This window comes from Sphingomonas sp. FW306-05-A, from assembly GCF_058782275.1.
The window spans coordinates 23029-41461 of sequence record NZ_JBYSXN010000007.1 but is presented as its reverse complement, the minus strand read 5'-3'; the positions used below and the strand labels follow the sequence as shown (position 1 = coordinate 41461).

17 protein-coding genes and 1 pseudogene are annotated in these 18433 nt (G+C 61.7%); 8 read left to right on the top strand and 10 right to left on the bottom strand.

Annotated features, from left to right (window positions below; genetic code table 11):
- Positions 1 to 183 precede the first annotated feature (183 nt).
- On the bottom strand, positions 184 to 1353 hold the full coding sequence (locus AC3WJR_RS20000) for a glycosyltransferase (protein ID WP_492727364.1): 1170 nt from the start codon (positions 1351 to 1353) through the stop codon (positions 184 to 186).
- Positions 1354 to 1643: 290 nt separating this feature from the next.
- Between AC3WJR_RS20000 and AC3WJR_RS19995 the strand changes: the two genes are divergently transcribed.
- Positions 1644 to 1898: a hypothetical protein gene (locus AC3WJR_RS19995; protein ID WP_354282377.1), complete on the top strand. Its 255-nt coding sequence runs from the start codon at positions 1644 to 1646 to the stop codon at positions 1896 to 1898.
- 304 nt (positions 1899 to 2202) lie between these two features.
- On the opposite strand, the gene AC3WJR_RS19990 is transcribed toward AC3WJR_RS19995, so the two are convergent.
- Positions 2203 to 2511 (bottom strand): hypothetical protein, encoded by a 309-nt coding sequence (locus tag AC3WJR_RS19990; protein ID WP_492727362.1) that lies wholly within the window; start codon positions 2509 to 2511, stop codon positions 2203 to 2205.
- 99 nt (positions 2512 to 2610) lie between these two features.
- Between AC3WJR_RS19990 and AC3WJR_RS19985 the strand changes: the two genes are divergently transcribed.
- Positions 2611 to 3231: a DNA-3-methyladenine glycosylase gene (locus tag AC3WJR_RS19985; RefSeq protein ID WP_492727360.1), complete on the top strand. Its 621-nt coding sequence runs from the start codon at positions 2611 to 2613 to the stop codon at positions 3229 to 3231.
- Positions 3232 to 3284: 53 nt separating this feature from the next.
- Here the strand turns inward: AC3WJR_RS19985 and AC3WJR_RS19980 are convergent, their stop codons facing one another.
- From AC3WJR_RS19980 to AC3WJR_RS19965, 4 genes are read right to left on the bottom strand one after another with little or no spacing between them, the layout of a single operon-like run.
- Positions 3285 to 4421: a glycoside hydrolase family 130 protein gene (locus AC3WJR_RS19980; RefSeq protein WP_492727358.1), complete on the bottom strand. Its 1137-nt coding sequence runs from the start codon at positions 4419 to 4421 to the stop codon at positions 3285 to 3287.
- Positions 4418 to 6652, bottom strand: a complete 2235-nt coding sequence (locus AC3WJR_RS19975; RefSeq protein ID WP_492727356.1) for a hypothetical protein — start codon at positions 6650 to 6652, stop codon at positions 4418 to 4420. Before AC3WJR_RS19975 ends, AC3WJR_RS19980 begins: the two co-directional genes overlap by 4 nt.
- Before the next feature lie 23 nt (positions 6653 to 6675).
- Entirely contained in the window at positions 6676 to 7197 is a 522-nt protein-coding gene (locus tag AC3WJR_RS19970; protein WP_492727355.1) for a ferritin-like domain-containing protein, read from the bottom strand.
- Between the two features lie 11 nt (positions 7198 to 7208).
- Entirely contained in the window at positions 7209 to 8057 is an 849-nt protein-coding gene (locus tag AC3WJR_RS19965) for an MBL fold metallo-hydrolase (protein WP_492727353.1), read from the bottom strand.
- Positions 8058 to 8371: 314 nt separating this feature from the next.
- Here AC3WJR_RS19965 and AC3WJR_RS19960 point away from each other — a divergent pair, with 314 nt between their 5' ends.
- The 3 genes from AC3WJR_RS19960 to AC3WJR_RS19950 all read left to right on the top strand — a co-directional run bounded on the left by AC3WJR_RS19960 (position 8372) and on the right by AC3WJR_RS19950 (position 10412).
- Positions 8372 to 9226: a manganese catalase family protein gene (locus tag AC3WJR_RS19960; RefSeq protein ID WP_492727351.1), complete on the top strand. Its 855-nt coding sequence runs from the start codon at positions 8372 to 8374 to the stop codon at positions 9224 to 9226.
- 74 nt (positions 9227 to 9300) lie between these two features.
- Complete coding sequence (locus AC3WJR_RS19955; RefSeq protein ID WP_492727350.1) at positions 9301 to 9795, top strand: hypothetical protein; 495 nt, start codon at positions 9301 to 9303, stop codon at positions 9793 to 9795.
- Positions 9796 to 9863: 68 nt separating this feature from the next.
- Positions 9864 to 10412, top strand: coding sequence for a DUF4142 domain-containing protein (locus AC3WJR_RS19950; protein ID WP_492727348.1), 549 nt, complete (start codon positions 9864 to 9866; stop codon positions 10410 to 10412).
- A 190-nt stretch (positions 10413 to 10602) separates the two neighbouring features.
- Here the strand turns inward: AC3WJR_RS19950 and AC3WJR_RS19945 are convergent, their stop codons facing one another.
- Together AC3WJR_RS19945 and AC3WJR_RS19940 are read right to left on the bottom strand one after the other, a co-directional pair.
- Positions 10603 to 11484, bottom strand: a complete 882-nt coding sequence (locus AC3WJR_RS19945) for an NAD(P)H-hydrate dehydratase (protein WP_492727347.1) — start codon at positions 11482 to 11484, stop codon at positions 10603 to 10605.
- Positions 11481 to 12245 (bottom strand): histidine phosphatase family protein, encoded by a 765-nt coding sequence (locus AC3WJR_RS19940; protein WP_492727345.1) that lies wholly within the window; start codon positions 12243 to 12245, stop codon positions 11481 to 11483. Before AC3WJR_RS19940 ends, AC3WJR_RS19945 begins: the two co-directional genes overlap by 4 nt.
- A 144-nt stretch (positions 12246 to 12389) precedes the next feature.
- Between AC3WJR_RS19940 and AC3WJR_RS19935 the strand changes: the two genes are divergently transcribed.
- Positions 12390 to 12569 carry an SDR family oxidoreductase gene (locus AC3WJR_RS19935; protein WP_492727376.1) on the top strand — a complete coding sequence of 60 codons (180 nt, stop codon included), beginning with the start codon at positions 12390 to 12392 and terminating at the stop codon, positions 12567 to 12569.
- 179 nt (positions 12570 to 12748) lie between these two features.
- On the opposite strand, the pseudogene AC3WJR_RS19930 reads toward AC3WJR_RS19935, so the two are convergent.
- Positions 12749 to 12874 (bottom strand): annotated as a pseudogene (locus AC3WJR_RS19930) (integrase); the annotation flags it as partial.
- A 672-nt stretch (positions 12875 to 13546) separates the two neighbouring features.
- Positions 13547 to 14410 carry an aldo/keto reductase family oxidoreductase gene (locus tag AC3WJR_RS19925; protein WP_354280627.1) on the bottom strand — a complete coding sequence of 288 codons (864 nt, stop codon included), beginning with the start codon at positions 14408 to 14410 and terminating at the stop codon, positions 13547 to 13549.
- Positions 14411 to 14494: 84 nt separating this feature from the next.
- Between AC3WJR_RS19925 and AC3WJR_RS19920 the strand changes: the two genes are divergently transcribed.
- Positions 14495 to 15424 carry a LysR family transcriptional regulator gene (locus AC3WJR_RS19920; RefSeq protein WP_492727344.1) on the top strand — a complete coding sequence of 310 codons (930 nt, stop codon included), beginning with the start codon at positions 14495 to 14497 and terminating at the stop codon, positions 15422 to 15424.
- A gap of 362 nt (positions 15425 to 15786) precedes the next feature.
- The gene (locus tag AC3WJR_RS19915) at positions 15787 to 18384 is read left to right on the top strand and encodes an ATP-binding protein (protein ID WP_492727343.1); all 2598 of its coding nucleotides are present in this window, start codon (positions 15787 to 15789) and stop codon (positions 18382 to 18384) included.
- Positions 18385 to 18433: the final 49 nt, after the last annotated feature.

The window sequence follows — 18433 nt, the reverse complement described above, 5'->3', positions numbered from 1 at the left end:
TCGCTGGGTCACGAAATCCCAGCGAAGATGCGAGAAGCAGATCAGCGGCGGGTCGAAGTCGAACGAATGCGAAAAGCCGTGATCATGTCCGCTACCGTGCACGCACTTCCACTCCATTAACCCGCGGTAACCCGCCTTGTTAACCCAACCTATGCGGTCACAAACAACCTCGCCATGCAATTGTCATTGCTTTGAATCATGTATTTGCTCGATAATCGGGCGAAGGCGCGCGACACTGTGCGGCCACGTCCAGCGGTCCAATACGGTTTCGCGCGGACTGTAGCGCGATGCGGTCTCGCGCATGTCGAGGATCGCCGCAGCAAAGCCGTCGGCCGATGCGGTCCGCCCCGTCTCGGGCAAGATGAACTGCAATCCACAGCGCAGGTCGGTATTTGCCAATACGGGTAGCCCGGCCAGCATATACTCGGTCAGGATTGCCGGGGCGCCATCGTCGACGCCGCAGACCACGCCGAACCTTGCGCGGTTCATCAGCCGATTGACTTCGTCGACGGGCACCCCGGGTGGCCCAACGAACTCGATCGACAGATTTTGCTCATGCGCCCGTCGGCGCAGCATATCGCCATCTTCGCCATAGCCGAAGACACAGAGCGCCCGCACGTCGCGTGGCAATGTCGCCAGGGCGTCGAACAGGATGTCGTGGCGCTTATAGGGCTGTGCCGCCGCAACGTAGATCAGGTCCATATCCTTGTTGGTCCCGAGCGGGCGGAACTGGTCGACCGCGGCGAATTCAGGCCCGATCGGCAGGATCGCGGTCCGCATGCCGGGATGCTCCGTTTCTACCGCGTCGGACTGCCACTGAGCGCCGGTCAGAACGAGATCGAAGCAGGCGCTGACCTCGTGCGGTACGCGCAATGCGGGCGCATCGATCGAATTGTAGATGATGACGCTATGGGCGCAGAGCGCGAGAAGCTCGCGCGAAACACCGAGCCCGAGCACGACGAGGATATGCGGTGCGCCGAAGGTCCGCACAAAGTCTGCCATCTCGGCAGATGCCAAAGGCGGGGTTTCGCTGTCTGGACGGAAGGCGCGCCTTGCCAGTTCCGGGCTCTCACGGTGAAAGGGTGGTTCGCCCGCGCCACGGTAATGGTGCCAAATCTCGGCCTGCTCGGCGACCCCTGCTGCGATCAGCGCCAAGGGCAATCGTTCAAGATACCCGCCAGTGACCTCGACCTCGCGGGTCTTACCGGTATCGCCGATCCAGGGAAAGCTATGGGGGTCGTTCGCATGCGCAGGCGTTGAGGGCATACGTTCGGCGGGGAGGGGGCCGCCAGCACCCTCGACGAAATCGCTGATCACCACAACGGACCGCCGCACCGTCAGCTGCGCTGCCATCACCACTCTCCCTGCTTTGAGCCGAGGATACCACTCGCCACGCGGGCCCAACGCAGCGGCCGAGGAAAAGCCCTGTTTGCCGGCGTGTTTATTGTGCGGCAGCGGCGTTGCCGGGCTGTGGACAGTCCCGCCTCGTTGACCCGCTGACCAGGTTTTCCAAACTCGTCGGCAGATCAGGCTGCAGGACAACAGCGCGCACTGTACAGTGCCGCCATCTGAACTATTCCCGGCTTTCCGTGGAACTCACACGCCGTTCGAGCGGTGTTAGACATGCAATACGGGAGTCGATCATGGACGTAGCGACCACAACTCTGGCCGAGCGCATCGCGCGCGCCTTGGCGGGATCAGACCATAGTGCCAACGCCAACGGAACCGAGCAGTCGGCATCGAACAGTGTCGACGAGACGTGGCGCGGTTATCTTGAACAGGCCAACGCTATTCTTCGCACCATCCGCGAACCGTCCAGCGCGATGTCGGCCACGGGTGATGTCCGGGTCTGGTCTGCCATGATCGAGCAGGCAATCGCTGAAGGTGATGCGCTTTGACCGCGCTGTCGGACAAGGACGGCGCGACCCTGAAAAGTTTGCAGGGGGTGTCCGCGCTGGCTCCCGCATTGAACCGGACGGAACGCAGACGGTTGGCGGCAGAAGCCCGGCGATCGGCGGAGCCTGCTCCGTCCTGCAGCTGCTGTCGGTAGCGTGACTACCGCGGGACGGGGAGGCTCCGCCAAGGCGTAGAACTTCCTCGACGCCTCGCATATCTCGGTCTGTTCGCGATAGTCCCCCCGACATCCGGGGGGCATGTACTGCTGTTACCGGTTTCCGGGCTACCGGGTGCCAAAGTCGCCCGTTATTCGGGATCGGCACCACTTGGCGTGGCGACATCGAAATCTTCCCCCGGGTTTCCTCCGGCCGCACCAGCGCCGCTCCCCCGCACGACGCCATCCGCGGACGCATTCCGGCGTTCCTGCTCTGCCCGCCACTCTGCCTGACCGGCGCTGTCATACTCCTGTCCGGAATACCCATCGCCCGTGCCGATCTCGCCCAGTCGTTCATCGATCGGTGTAGCAAAGGACGGACGCACGCCGTTGTCGGGACCAATGTCCGTGTCTGTCGACGTCTTCGAAGCGGCAGGAGGATTAGCGCGGTTGGTGGACATTTCGTGCTCCTATGGGTGTAGATTGAACGTTCCATCACGGCAGTTGTTCAACAGGAGTGCGGCGCGGAACTCATCTTCCTTGCGGAAGGTTCGCACATCATGCTGAAGCCGCAACATTTGAGGGACGGGTTGCCGTGGGGTTCATCTTGCAAACCGTCGGCGAACCTGCCGGACGACTTCTTCGCGCGCAATGCGCCGACTGTCGCTGCGGCGCTCATCGGTACCTGTCTGCTGGTACATGGTATTGGCGGGATCATCGTTGAGACGGAAGCGTACGACGCGACAGATCCGGCGTCGCACAGCTATCGCGGGCCGACGCCCCGGAACGCACCGATGTTCGGTCCGCCGGGCCGGGCATATGTCTATCGGATCTATGGGCTGCATTGGTGCCTGAACTTCGTATGTTCGGATGGCCCGCCGGGGAGTGCGGTGCTCATTCGCGCAATCCAACCGACGACCGGGATCGAGGAAATGATGGCTCGCCGACAGATGCACAGCCTGCCTTCGCTATGCAGCGGCCCGGGAAAGTTGGCTCAGGCGTTGGCGGTTGATGCAACCTTCAACGGGGCCGACCTGGCAGCGTCGCCGTTTGCACTTTTCGGCGGCACTGCGGTGGTTGCGGTCGCGACCGGCCCCCGTATTGGAATACGGCATGGCAGCGAAACGCCGTGGCGCTTTGGCATGGCGGGTTCCGCATTTCTCAGCCGTCCGATGCCCTAGGCATAGCGGATTGGGCGTGCGCGGTCGGGCACTCGAATTTTCACGATCGAAGATCAACGCGTTAGTCCGAAAGCACTTTTGGGAATGTGCGTGATCCGGCAGGCGAGATCCGCCTCGCCCGACGCTACGATATACTGCTCCTCATGTTCGGCGATGCCGGTCGAGAATACGACGTCCCGCAGATACATCTGGTGCTCGATCGCGCGCGTCAGGTCGACATTCGGCTCGAGGATCGCGACCTCGTCCGTCGCAATGACCTGGGACGGATCATCGCGATCGAGGATCGACCAGTATGTGCGGTAGATGCCGACGATCTCCTGCGGTTCGACCGCATGCCATAGCGTCAGCCAGCCGCGTTCTGTCAGGATCGGTGGTGTGCCTGCACCGATCCGCGCAGTCGCGACGGTTTCGTTGCGTGTGCGGATCCCGGGGTGGCGGTGAGGCTTCCAGTGCAAGCCATCGGGTGATGTCGCGAGGTTGATCGATGGTCCCGCGCGCCATTCGCTGCCCGGCGGATAAGCGAAATACAGATCGCCGAGTGGCCGCGTCTGCGCCCAATATTGCCCGTCGATCAGCCCTTCGAACAGCAGCATGTCCTTGTTCTGATGATCTAGAATGATGTCGGCGAAATCCCAGTCGATCCCGTTGTCGGATGTGTAAAGCGTGGTCGAATGGCGTTCGGGGCTGACCGAACAGGTGGTCATCAGGTAACGGCCATCGACCCGGCTGATCCTGGGATCCTCGATCCCATAGCATTGGAAGCTGTACGCGGGGACGATCGCCTTACCGTAATGGATGGCTATACGTTGCGTGCCATCGGGCGTCAGTTCGACGGGAAGGAGCCAGGACAGCGAGGTCAGTGCCATGATCTTCCAGCCACCGCTGCGCAGGGTGAACTTGCGCGGATCTGCGGTATCGGTGCGGTCGACCGGCCACGCATCAAGCACGAACCGACCGGCACCATCCTCGTCTGTCCATCGGATCGAGCGAATTTCATTGTCGCGAATGGGGGTACGCAGCGCTTCCGCAACGCGGACCATCATCAACAGATTGCCGTTCGGCAAGCGCGTCAGCCCGGGGTTGAATGCGCCAAGGACGTAGGTTTCCTCCGCCAACTGTCCCCCCAGCGGTGATCGGGTCAGGTCGATGTCATCGGGTACCAGGATCAGCGTATCGACGGGATAGTTCACGCGGCATCCTCTTTCCAACGAACGGTGACGCCCCCGTAGGCGGGGACATGGAAGTCGATCCGATCGGCGGACGTGTGATGCGCACGGACGCGGTCCCCCGTCGCGGTTTCAACGACGAAACCGGGTAGCTCGCGGCGACCTGTCCGAATCAGGCTGACGCTGGCAAGACAGCCGTCGCCGCCGTCGAGCCGGAAGCTGACCGATGTCGCTGCGTTGCGCTCCATCGTCATTACGAAATGGTCGCAGAACATCCGGAACGGTGCGCCGTCGATGTCGTGGCAGGTGCGGCTTGCGAACACCATCGCAGCCCCCGCGCCGTATATCTCCTGCCCGACCTGACCCGCCGGCTGGCCGTCATGGTACATATCCTCGAGCGGGAAGGACCGCTTGCGATCGATGTGGCCATTACGCTGCTCGTCGGCGAGCAATGCCTCGGGCAAGGCATCGGGATAATAAAACCACGCCCGGTATAGCGCGTATTTGCAATATTCGCTGATCAGCATCCGGGCGGCAGGATCGAGGTCGGGCCCGCTATCCTTCAAATAACGTTCGAACGCGGCGAAGCTATCGAAGCATTCGTAGATCGCCATGTACGGGCCGTCGTGCAAGCAAGTGACGCCAAGGAAATTGCTGTACTGCGCGGCGCCTTTGATCCGGGACTCCCAGATGGCACAATTATGGAAGAAAGAAGCGAGGTAGACGTAGCTCTGCCGCAGGTAATAGCCTTCGTTCGTCACACGCCACAGCCGCATACACGCGGCGGCACCCCAGGCGGTCAGGTTCGCCTGATAATTGAGCTCGAACCGCATACCGCGAGCCGCGTCGATCGCGTTGCGCGCCTCATCGAGATATCGTTTGTCGTCCGTCAGCTGGAACGCCTGCAGCATGACATAGGCGTAGAGTCCGCCGACATCGGTCTGGCCCAGTCCATCGTCGTTGCGCGCTTCGACGATCACCGAAAAGTCGGTGACCTTGAACTGGATCGGCCAGGCATAATCGAAATGCTTCGCTGCGCGGATGGCAAAGTCGAGGGAGCCAATGAATAGCCGCCTGGCCTTGGCATCGCCGTCCACCGCGAGATGACCAAGATTGAGCAGTGGGTGATAGAGATACCAGCTGTCGACGGCGGTCTTGTCCTTGTCCTTGCCGACGTTGGGCAGATACCGCCGCATCGTCTTGAGCTTGGTGTCGTGGAATTTCCCAAGCCCGGCCTCAATCTCGTCAGCGAGCGGAACGGGTTTGCCCGCCCAGTCGGCATAATTGCGGATCGCCGACAACAGCGACATCTGCACCATGATGTCAGGATATTCGGTCGCAGTGTAGGGGTGGAAATAACGATGGCCATAGTGGCTGATCGTGGCTTCGGGTGCGGTGTCGAGGTCGCGGATCGTCGTTTCCGAGCGTGTGACCCAGTCGCGGTATTCGGTTCTTGGCAGATCGAGCAAGCGATAGGCGGCGCCCTGCATCTGCAGGAAGCGCAGCCCGGAATCCTGTTCGTCGCGCGTAGCGGCGTCGTGGAAGACGATGATCGCGTCGGACATCGTCACTTCCTGGTCCGCGGGCAACGGATCGACCGCCGGCGTGCCGGTCTGCGCCGGGGTAGGGGGGAGATAGCCGAGTTCGGGCCACACGCCGCCGACGGCGGTGTCGGGCGTCGTCTTCGTCGCGACGAAATAGTCGTTTATCGCGGTCAGGTTCTGGAAGTACAGCACGCTGCCAAACGCCGGTTCGTCGAGATGGAAGAAGATCAGCCCCGAATTGAGCCCCCGTTGCGCCGCCGCGACCTCGCCCACCGCCACGAGCGGGTCATCACCCAGGCCTAGCGGATAGACATCGCGCGGCTGGAAGGCGATTAGCAGGGGGGCCGCGGGCACCAGTTTCGATGTGAAGCGCAGGGTAGGGAGCGTCGTTTCGTGTGTCGCGATCTGGAGCGAATGGTGCCCCTGCGCGCTGTCCATCGTGACCGTCAGGCTAGTGCTGGCGCGGTCGACCCGAGTCTTGATCCCGGTCGCACCGCCGGGCGTATGCGCTGCCCGGAAAGCGACGCCGCCCAGGCCATCGCGTCGGACGATGACCCAGATCGCGTCGCGCCCCGCCATCACGCGCACGTCGCGCCCGGCCAGAACGAGCGTGCCCAACGCCTGCATCGACTGCGCGTCGAGTTCGGCCTTGAGCGTCAGTACCGATGCGCTGACCCCTGGCAATTCTACGGGGCGCGTCTTGACGTTCATTGGATAGCTTCCCCTTATCCCAATCAGTGGCTGGCGGTTTCGCCGGCCGCGCGGCGTGCGACATATTGCAGCGTGAGGGCGGCGGTGTTGGAGTCGAGCCACGCAGCCATCGCCTGCTCCTCGGTGAGCGAAGTCCGAAGCAACGGCACCGCGCTCGTGAAGCTGCCAGCTTCGGCAAGCGCGATCAGCGAGGTGTAGCTGGCAGCCTCGAAATTCTCGAAGGCGAAATTGGCGAAGCTGTTCTTGAGGATCTCGTCGGGCGCGAAGACATGCGCGATCGCGGCAAGATTTCCCGACACGGTAAGCGCCGCGTCCTTCAACCAGGACTGGCTTTCACCCAACCCATCGAGGATCTCCTCGACGCGGACGATTTGCTGTTCGGTTTCGACCCGGTGCTTGTGCAGCATGTCGGCAACCTCGGCGTAATGCGTCAAATGGTCGAGCTGCCGGTCGATCAGGGCAAGCGCCTGATGTTCGACGCCGTGTACGTTCTTCAACCCGGTGACGAAAACGGAGCGTAGAACGTCGTCAGGATGCGTGGTCATGGATGTCCTCCTCAAGTGATAGAATGGCGGGTAAGGGCGTCGAATTCGGTGAGGTCGTGCGCACAGAAGATGCGCACACGATCGCCGTGATCGCTCGACAGCGCCCGCACGCGACGTTGGTTCGCCATCCGCGCATCGGCATCGACCTGCATCAGCCGCTGATAGCCGCGCAACCCGGGCGGGCAGGTGCGGTGTTCGCCGTCGATCTCGGCGTGGTGAAAATAGGCGTCGCCGGCATAGAACAACCAGCGGCCGTCATCTTCCCGGATCGCGATCCCCGCATGGCCCCATGTGTGACCCGCGAGTGGGACGAGCAGGATCTCCGGCGGCAGGCCTTCGAGGTCGCGGACTGCATCGAAGCCAAACCAGCGTTCGCCCCCGCCCAAGGGATACAGCGACCAGTTCATCGCCTCGTCCCATTGCTGCGGGCGATAGCGTTTGCGGGAGACGAAGGCACCGCCGCGACGCTGATCGGCGACCTCCTTTTCGCGCGCCGTGACGTGGATCCGCGCGTTGGGGAAATCCTCGATCCCGCCAGCGTGATCGAAATCGAGATGCGTGACAACAATGTGCCGGACGTCGGCTGGCTCAAAGCCGAGGCGGCGCACCTGCGCTACCGCCGTCTCGTCAGGCCGGAGTTGCGGTCGGTTGAGCGCCCGGAAGAAGTTGGACAGCCGTTCGCGCGGGCGGGTCACGTCTTGGGTGCCATAGCCCGTATCGATCAAAACAAGGCCGGCATCCGTTTCGATCAACAGACAGTGGCACACCAAATGCGCCGATAGACCGCGGCTGTAGCCGTCGAACAGACGCCCACCGATCGGACAGCACGTTCCACAGTTCAGATGATGGATCCTGATCAATGTTAACCCCTGCGTAGGTCGCCGTAACTGCCTGACTAACGAATACGCGTTTGCCAGGGGTCGTGGGCTTGCAGGCTCAGTAGTCAGCTTGCGAAACCGCGACGCCAAGGTTGCAAACAGGCGGAACCCACAATCGTTTCCGCCGACTAATATGGATCAGTAAGATCGTTTCCTATGACCGATGTAGAACAGAACCCTGACTTACGAATGCATTAACCAAGATCAACTGCCCTAGTTTTCTGCGGATCAACCCGAGGCAAAGCGCGTTTCGGCCTTATTGTCTCTTGGCGATATTCATCACAGCGGAGCCGAACATGTATTACCACGACAAGAAGCTGCAGTACCCGGTCCAGGTCACGAACCCCGACCCTGCATTTGCGCGAATGCTTCAGCAGGCGATCGGCGGCGTCGAAGGTGAGATCCGTGTCTGTATGCAGTATTTCTTCCAGGCGTGGGGTAACCGTGCGCCGACTACGAAATACCGTGACATGCTGTTGCACACGGCAACCGAGGAAATCGGTCATATCGAGATGCTGGCGACCGCCGTTGCATTGAACCTTGAGAAGGCACCGACGCATTTGCAGGAAGAGGGCGTCAAGGACAGCATCGTCGGCGCGGTGATGGGCGGCGAGAACCCCCGTCAGAGCATCGAGGGGATCATTCACAAGAATCTACTATCGGGCGGCATGGCAGCCATGCCGATGGATTCGGATGGCGTGCCGTTCAACATGAGCCACATCTACGCGAGTGGGAACATCGCAGCGGACATGTATTGCAACGTCGCGGCCGAAAGCGCGGGCCGTGTTCTCGCGGTGCGGCTGTTCAATGCGGCGCATGACGAGGGCATGAAGAAGATGCTCCATTACATGATTGCGCGCGACACGATGCATCAGCAACAGTGGCTCGCCGTCATCGAGGAGCTGGGGGCCGAAGCGATGAACCTTCCGATCCCCAACAGCTTCCCGCAGGATATGGAAGATCAGCAGAACAACTATAATTTCTACGCGACGTCGGTGGACGGGACGTTTCCGGAAGGTCGCTGGACGTCAGGCCCGTCAATGGACGGCAAGGGCGAGTTCACGGTGTTCCGGAACGAACCGCTTGGCGACGAACCGGTGATGGGGCCGGCGCGTCCCGACAGCGGTGCGCAGAACCAGCAAATCGGCTGAGGGTGACGCTGCGGAGCGCGCAGTCGCTCGCTCCGCAGCAAACGCGTTCCTGCTAGAGTATTTGGAGATGTAACGTGGCCTTGGATAGCATTATTAACGCGGCCAAATCCGCGTTGCAGGATGCGCTCTCTTCATCCGCTGATCCGGTTTCGGACCGCAACGCGGTGTTGCAGGATCTGCATCTGACCGAGAAGGCGTGGGCGATGGACGGGGTTCGGTCGGGTCCCTGGTTCGTCCGGGACGGTGACCATGTCGCGTTTACGCCCACAACCCGGAATGGGGCGCCCCTCACCATCGACGGACAGACGACGAACTTCATTCCGAGAGACCGCTTCGCCGATTACCTGGTAAACATGCGGGTTGCGATCGAAGCTGGCGAATTCGATCGCGAGATCGCAGGCGCACTGCATGGCGCGGCTGGCGCCGGAGGGACTGCCGAAGTCGCGGTCCCCGCAGCGCGACAGGGCAGTCCGCAAGGCATTCGGCAAGCGCAGCAGGATGCGGCTCTCGCGCGCGAGGGTCGCAATCCGGACGGATCATTGTCGTTGATCGTCGGCAGCACTTCGTAGCGACCGGAACGAATTGCCGGACCCAAACACGGCCAATCTACAGTCCCAAATCAAACAGGAGTGAACCCATGAAGATCCGACAAATCAGCATGTTGCTTGCAGCGACGATCGGCACGGCAGCGTTTGCCCAGACGCCGCCCCCGCCTCCGCCACCCGAAGCAAAAACGGCCGCGATGCCGTATGTCATGGCCGCCGGGATGAGTGATCTGTACGAGATCAACTCTAGTCAGGTCGCGCTGCAGAAGTCGCAGACGCCAGCGATTCGCAAGTTCGCGACAATGATGATCAAGCACCATCAGAAGACGACTGCGGCGACCATGAAGGCGGCCGCCAAGGCGGGGCTGACGCCGACGCCGCCTGCGCTGGATGCCGGTGCGACCGCGTCGATCAACGAACTGCAGACCGCATCCGCAGCCGACTTTGATCGCATTTACATCGGGCAGCAAATTCCGGCGCACCAGGCTGCCTTGGATCTCAACCAGAGCTACTCGACCGGTGGAGACCAGGCACCCTTGCGTATGTCGGCCAAGGCTGCGGTGCCCATCGTGAAGCAGCATCTGGATGTTGCGATGAAAATGCAGGCAGGCAAGCCGATGGGGAGCATGTCGGGCATGTAAGCGGTCGCGCAGTGCCGAGATTGGCGCTGCGTCTCGCGCAATATCCTGAAAATAGGACGCCATCGTATCGGGCCAGCCGACGTAAACTTGAGACGGCTGGCCCGATTTTATTTTCAACTTATGCCGATCCGGCGCGTGCGGTATGATGCGGTCGAAACCGGCCGTGCGCCGCGCGCCACAAGATCCGTCGTCATTGCGGAAGCAGGCGGGGGAACTCGGCAGGGACTTCCCGCGCGAGAAATCCGATGGGGCCGCGGGTGGTCGCAACACGGCGTCCGCTCTGGCCGTGCAACCATACGCCCCAACCGGCCGCGATGATGGGTGCCGCGCCGCGGGACAGCAGGCCACCGATTGCCCCGGCCAGGACATCCCCCGAACCGCCGGTTGCGAGCCCGGTGCCGCCACCGCCATAATGCAGCACCGTTCCGTCGGGAGCCGCGACCACGGTATCGCTGCCTTTCAGAACCACGACAGCCCCGTATTGCGCGGCCACATCGCGCGCGACCTTGTCGGGAGACTGCGCGACCACGTCTTCCTCGAGACCCGTCAACATGGCCATTTCGCCGTGATGCGGCGTGAAGACCATTCGACCGTCGAACGCCGCCAGCGCTTCGCGCAGACCTCGTGCGGACCCTATGGCCAGCGCATCTACGACCAGCGTTACCTTGTCGCAGGGTTGTGTCAGGATCAGGCGCAAGAGCGCTTCGGCAGCGTCAGTGGATCCGATGCCGGGACCGACGACCAGCGTATCGCAACTGTTCAGCGACTTCTCGAGTAGAGGACCGGCGGCGTCGCCTATCTCTCCGTCGTCGTCCTGCGGCAGCGCGAGAACGCCGGCCTCCGGAACAAGCAGGCCGAGTCCGATCGCCGCAGATGCGATCGTCGCCATCTGGAGCTTGCCCGCACCAACGCGCAGCGCAGCCTCGCCAGTGAGACGAAGCGCGCCCGGAACCATCGCGGAGCCACCGATTGCCAGCACGCGTCCGCGGCTGTTCTTGGTCGTGCCGCTGCCGTGCACGGGGGGCGGGTTGGTCGCGATCCAGTTGCTGTCGAGCGGAATGGTATCGGTCATCCTCGTACTCCGGTGGTATGGTCCGGCTCGGTGGTGACCGGAGCAGACCCTTCCTGGTCGATGAGATCGTTGTAGCGAACGAGCTCGAGCGCTCCACCCTGGGGACCTTCGGGATCAAAGCGGTATTCGGTGATCGAACAGTTCGCGACATCGCCCTCGCGGTCGATGGCAAGGATCTCGTCCTCGGTCAGGTTCTCGATGACATAGCGCAGACACAGTACGACGACCTGATGCGCGACGATCATCACGCGACGTCCGGCATAGTGCAACGCGATGGTGTCCATCAGCGATCGCAGGCGGAAGATGACATCGCACCAGCTTTCCCCGCCAGGCGGGCGATGATAGAATTTGCCAAGGATACGCCGGAACTCAGCCTGGTCCGGGTATACCGACGCAACACCACTGGTCGTCAGGCCGTCGAGGATGCCGAACTCCTTTTCGCGCAGACGTTCGTCGATACCGACCGGTTCATCGCCGGTTGCGCCCCCGTGCTCATAAAAAAGGCTCAGCGTCTGGCGCGCGCGGACATAGGGGGAGACCAGCAGAATGTCGGGGCGGTCGTCCGGGGCCGCGCTCGCGAACCACGCCCCAAGCGCGCGGGCTTGGTGCTCGCCGAGCGGGGACAGCGGGATATCGACATCGCGACCCGAGAGCTCAATGCGTTCGGCTCCAGTGGCATGGGCTGCGTCCCGCGCCACGTTTCCCGCACTCTCTCCGTGACGGACAATCCAGAGACGAGCCGGCCAACGTGCAAGGGTCATAAGGTACTGATCCAAAGTGGTGTTGTGTTGTAGCTAACGCTGTTCGGCCGAAATTGGCTGCATGCTGCTGGGGTATTGCTGCCTAGACGCGGGGGCTTGCACGCAATTTCCGGCATCACGATCAACATCGTTTAACTTGGGCCGATCGATACCGAAGCCAACCCCGAAGACGGTCCGATGAAAAATCTGATGCATAACTTTATAACGATTAAGCGCCACGGACGGCTTGAGGAAGTCGCGGGCATGGTCGCCTGGCTGGCCGGGCCGAAGGCGGGCTTCGTAACCGGTGCAATGCATACGATCGACGGCACTTTCGGCGCCTGAATGCAACGGCGCAAATGGCCCGGCTGAGGTTGGTCGGACCATCGCTCTCGTTGCGGCCGCTAACGGGAGCAGTCATGCGTCAGCATCACCATTTGCCGATAGACGCCAAATAACGAAGGTCCGGTTTCGGGACACAGCTAAGACCGCTTGGATGGCCGTGACTGGTCAAACTGACCCGGTCAGACTTCGGTCCGCTCGGACAGTTCCAAAGCGTCTTCCACATCAACGCCTAGATAGCGGACGGTGCTCTCGATCTTGGCATGACCGAGCGCCTGCTGCCTATATGCGTGCGACGCGAGCGAGCGATCCGGGCCGCTATTGGGCGTTCATTGTTGGAACGTCGATTGTGACGGTCGCGCTGTTCGCGGAAGCGATTTACCGCTCGCTGGCGTAACGTCCGGTTTCCACCACCTATCGCCGTTCAGACCCTTCGCCGGTGTCCATCGTGCCCGAAAGCCGACCGGCAGCTATCGGGCGGGAAAGCTGCCAGTCCGCAAGCGCCCAATTGCAGACATTCGAAGAGCCTGCCACATCTACAGAGATGTACCGGAAAGAAGCTGACCGACTGATCGTCAGAGACATTCAAGCGCGGTTGCCTGCGCTTCGGCAACAGCACGCTTGGACAAGTTGGAGATTCGCGTTGATCGCCTCCTCTTCAGAGCACCCTGAATGGTATCGACATCACCAACCGTCGATCTACGAAAACGTCGAACCGCTTCTTCGGGCAGCGAACGTGGACATGTCGGAGCCACCCTTACCGGGCACATTCATCGGCAATTTGGCTGCCGAGGAATAACACCGAAGGTCGGCTTACCACCATTTTAGGTCGTACGAGCGGCTGACTCAGTCGCCGAGAACCTGCCGTTCAACGAGATGAACGAATGGCCGAAAACGGGAAGCGGCTAGGGGTGCTCGAATGTCCGGGCCTGGGTCAAGGCGGTTCAGGGCGCAGCAGTGTGCTACTGCGCCCAAGTGTATCAGCCGATAGCGTTGAGTTCGACGACGGCCTCCTCGGGCAGCTTTAGCGATGCCGCGGCAAGGTTCTCGTGCAGGTGCGCCACCGACGAGGTGCCGGGGATCAACAGGATGTTGGGCGCGCGTTGCAAGAGCCAGGCAAGCGCCACCTGCATCGGCGTCGCGCTTAGCCGTTCCGCAACGTGGGAAAGCGCCGACGACTGAAGCGGGTTGAACCCGCCGAGTGGAAAAAAGGGGACATAGGCGACGCCCTCAGTTGCCAGCATGTCGATAAGGACATCGTCTCCGCGATGGGCTAGGTTGTAGTGGTTCTGGACGCCAACGATCTCGGCGATGTCGCGGGCTTCCTCGAACTGGGCGGGGGTGATGTTGCTGAGGCCGATATGCCGCACTAGCCCCTGACGTTGCAGATCCGCGACCGCCTTCAGCGGCGCGGCCAGCGATCCTTCCGCCGGGCCGTGCACGTCGAACATCAGGCGGAGGTTGACGACGTCGAGCGCCTCCAGCCCGAGGTTCACGAGATTGGTCTCGACTGCGCGCGCGAGCTCCTCAGGTCCGAACGCCGGCAGCCACGACGCATCCTCGCCGCGGCGCGCGCCGATCTTGGTAACGATCAACAGGTCATTGGGGTAGGGCGACAGCGCCTCTCGGATCAGTCGATTGGTGACGTGCGGGCCGTAGAAATCGCTTGTGTCGATGTGGTTCACGCCCGCCACGATCGCGGCGCGCAGCACCGCGATCGCCTGGTCGGGATCGCGCGGCGGACCGAACACGCGGGGTCCGGCCAACTGCATCGCGCCATAGCCTAGCCGCTTCACGCTGCGCCCGGCCAGCGAATAGGTTCCTGCTTCGTCGATCATGGTCATCTCCTGTGCTGGAACGGAGATACGACTTGCGGATCGTGCAGATAAGCCCGACGGATCCGCACGGGTTGTACGGAAAACCGAACGATGAAAGCCGAGCTTGCCGATCTCAACGCCTTTCTAGCGGTCGCGCGGGCGCGGGGGTTTCGCGACGCCGCCCGTACGGTTGGATCGAGCGCTTCGACGCTCAGCGAAGCCGTGCGGCGCCTGGAAGCGCAACTGGGCGTTCGACTGCTCCACCGCACCACGCGCAGCGTCACGCCGACCGAGGTGGGCACGCGGCTGATCGAGCGACTGACGCCTGCATTGGACGAGGTGAAGGCGGCGCTCGAGGTGGTCGACCTGTTCCGCGAGCGGCCGGCGGGTGCGCTCCGCCTCAACGTGCCGGTAAGCGCGGCGCGACTGGTGCTGCCGACGATCCTGCCCGGCTTTCTCGCCGCGTATCCCGAGATCCAAGTCGAGATCGTCGCCGAGGACAGCTTCGTCGACATGGTGGCATCGGGCTGCGACGCAGGCATCCGCTATGACGAGCGGCTGGAGCAGGACATGATCGCGGTGCCGATCGGCCCGCGCGTGCAGCGCTTCGCAACGGCGGCGTCGCCGGCCTATCTGGACGCGCATGGTCGCCCGAACCATCCGCGCGACCTACTCGACCATGCCTGCCTGCGCGGCCGGTTCACCAGCGGCGCGCTGACCAGTCCATGGGAGTTTGAGCGCAAAGGCGTGATCGTGCGAGTCGAGCCGCACGGCCCGTTGATTGCCAGCGTCACGGGCGCGGCGGATCTGCTGGTCGACGTGGCGATTGGAGGAGGCGGGATCGTCTCCCTGTTCGAAAGCTGGCTGCGGCCAGCGATTGATAGCGGAACTTTGGAACCGGTTCTGCCGGACTGGTGGCAGGCATTCTCAGGACCCTTACTCTACTATTCGGGCCGCCGCCTAGTGCCGCCGCCCCTGCGCGCGTTCGTCGACTTCATTCGCAGCCAGGACGCAGCCGCTGGTGAATGCCCGGCCAAATGAACAGATGTCCGCTCTTGGGGAGCGGCTTTGTGCGTCTGAATGGCCGCTTGTGGGTCAGCCACGCCGGCTGCTGGGGTCGGCTCTCGACCAACTCGAGACATTTGGCATCGTTGACGTGACCGACAGCTCTTGCTGAAACCCGCCATTCGATTTGCGCAAACCGGCCCGTCGTTAACGCGTCCTAATCCCGCAGTCTGAGGGCGGCGCGTGCTTCGAGGTTAGGCTTTTGCCCCAATCTTCATACCGTCGGTCACGTCGGGTAGACAGTCTGCGCTTCGTAATTGGATGACGTATTTCGCTTAAACCGGGTTAAGGTTACAAAACTCGGCCGAAGGGCGCGTCAGAAAGTAGAGTTAAGGCTAATGGGCGCACCGCCGCCGTTGGGCATGGACGAGGTCTCTTATCGGGCGCTGTTCGACGCGTCACCGATCCCGTTGCTGGTCGTCGCCCCACCAAACTGGATCATCATCACCGCAAATGATGCCCGGCTTCAGGTTACCGGCACGACACGTGAGGATCAGATCGGTCGGCCGCTCTTCGACGTCTTTACGGACGACCCAAGCGACCCGACGGCAGACGGGGTTCGCAATTTGACGGTGTCGCTGGAGCGCGTTGTTAGGACAAGATCAGCCGATGTCATGGCGGTGCAACGATACGCCCTGCCGACGCCCGAAGGGCATTTCGTCGAACGTTGGTGGGCGCCGGTCAACACGCCAGTGCTCAATAAAGACGGTACGGTCGAATACATCATTCACCGTGTCGAGGACCTCACCGAACTGATAAGGATGCGGGGCGAAGCTGAAGCAAGCAGTCAGCTACATCGTGAACAGCAGGCAATCATAGATAAGCTGCGGACTGCAGAAAGCGCCTCTCGAAGAAACGAAGAACGTCTGCGCTTTTTTACGAAGCTGGAAGAACGCCTGTTCAGTTGTTCGGGCGCGTCAGACGCATTGAGCGCCGCTACCGAAATGCTGGGATTGAAACTAGGGGCGTCGCGTTGTGCCTATGCTGACGTCCAGGAGGACGGCGATCATTTCTGGATCCGGAGCGACTACATTGCGCCTGGGCTGAAGACGTCAGCCGGCACCTACCGGCTTGAACTGTTCGGTCCCAGAGCAGCGAACGATCTGCGGCTTGGCCGAACGCTGGTCGTCCATGATGTTCCTGCTGAGCTCAGTCCTGGCGAGGGGCTTGAAATGTTTCAGTCGATCGGCATCAACGCGATCATATGCTTCCCGCTCATCAAGGACGGGCGTCTCACGGCGATGATGGCAATTCATCAGAACCGCCCCCGGACCTGGACGGTGGACGAGACTGAACTTTTAAGGGAAGTCGTCGAGCGATGTTGGGCTCACGTCGAGCGGGTTGGTGCCGAAGCTCGGCTTCGCGAAAGTGAGGAGCGGTTGCGCCTGGCGGTCGGTAATGCAGATGTCGGCTTCTGGGATCTCGATGTCGTCAACGACATGCTGATATGGCCGCCGCGGACCAAGGCGATGTTTGGTATATCGCCCGATGTCCCGGTTACCATACAGGACTTCTATGACGGTCTTCATCCCGATGACCTTGAGGCGACCAGAGCCGCGTTCGCAGCTGCCGCCGATCCTGATCAGCGCGAGCTTTACGACGTCGAGTATCGCACGATCGGCAAGGAGGACGGGGTCATCCGTTGGTTAGAAGCCAAAGGCCGAGGTGTGTTCGACGAACAGGGCCGCTGCCTGCGACTCGTTGGCACCGTCGTGCAGATCACGGCCCGGAAGCAAGCCGAGGAGGCACTCCGCGAACTCAACGCCACTCTCGAGGTAAGGGTTGCGACTGCGATTGCTGAACGGGAAGAAGTTCAAGCGGCACTCCGGCAAAGCCAGAAAATGGAAGCCATGGGTCAGCTTACAGGCGGTGTAGCGCATGACTTTAATAATTTGCTGACGCCAATAGTCGGCAGCCTCGACATGCTACAGCGTAAGGGGCTCGGCGGGGAGCGGGAGCAGCGCCTGATTGCCGGTGCTATCCAGTCCGCCGAGCGAGCTCGCACGCTCGTTCAGCGCCTCCTCGCGTTCGCGCGGCGACAACCCCTACAGTCTAGTCCCGTCGACGTAGCCAAACTCGTGCAGGACATGGGAGAGCTTATTACGAGCACCACAGGACCGCAAATCAAGGTCGCTGTCGAAACGACAGACATGGCCTACGCCATGGCGGATGCCAATCAACTCGAAATGGCAATCTTGAACTTGGCCGTTAATGCTAGGGACGCCATGCCGGATGGCGGCACGCTGCGCATTTCAGCGGGGCGAGAGGCGATCCGCCCAGGCCATCCCTCGGGCCTGCGAACCGGCCATTACATCCGCCTTTCGGTGGCTGATACGGGCACGGGCATGGACGAAACGACTTTAGCCCGAGCTGCGGAGCCATTCTTCTCGACGAAGGGCGTCGGGAAAGGAACTGGCCTCGGCCTGTCGATGGTACATGGGCTTGCCTCCCAACTGGGCGGCGCAATCACTATTCAAAGCCGCGTCGGTCTCGGCACCAACGTCGAATTATGGCTTCCGCAGGGCATTGCTCCCTCAGAGCCCGTAAGAGCCGCACACTTACCTACAACCATTGCGGTGAAAGGGACGGCCCTGCTGGTCGATGATGAGGACCTCGTCAGGGCAAGCACTGCGGACATGCTGAGTGAGCTTGGCTACGCGGTGGTTGAGGCGGCATCCGGCGAAGACGCGATGAGCCTCGTACGTTCCGGTCAAAGTTTTGATCTGTTGGTGACCGACCACTTGATGCCAGGCATGAGCGGCACAGATCTGGCATTGACTATTCGATCGTTGAGGCCCGGCACGCCAGTATTGCTGGTTTCCGGCTACGCTGAAAATGATGGAGTCAGCGCAGACATTCCCCGCCTTACAAAGCCGTTCCGCCGGGACGAACTTGAGGCAAGCGTTTCACGCGTGCTAAACTATGTAGACATATAGGCGCAGCTATATTACCCTAAGAAGTTGTGGTTAGGAGTTTTCGTACAGT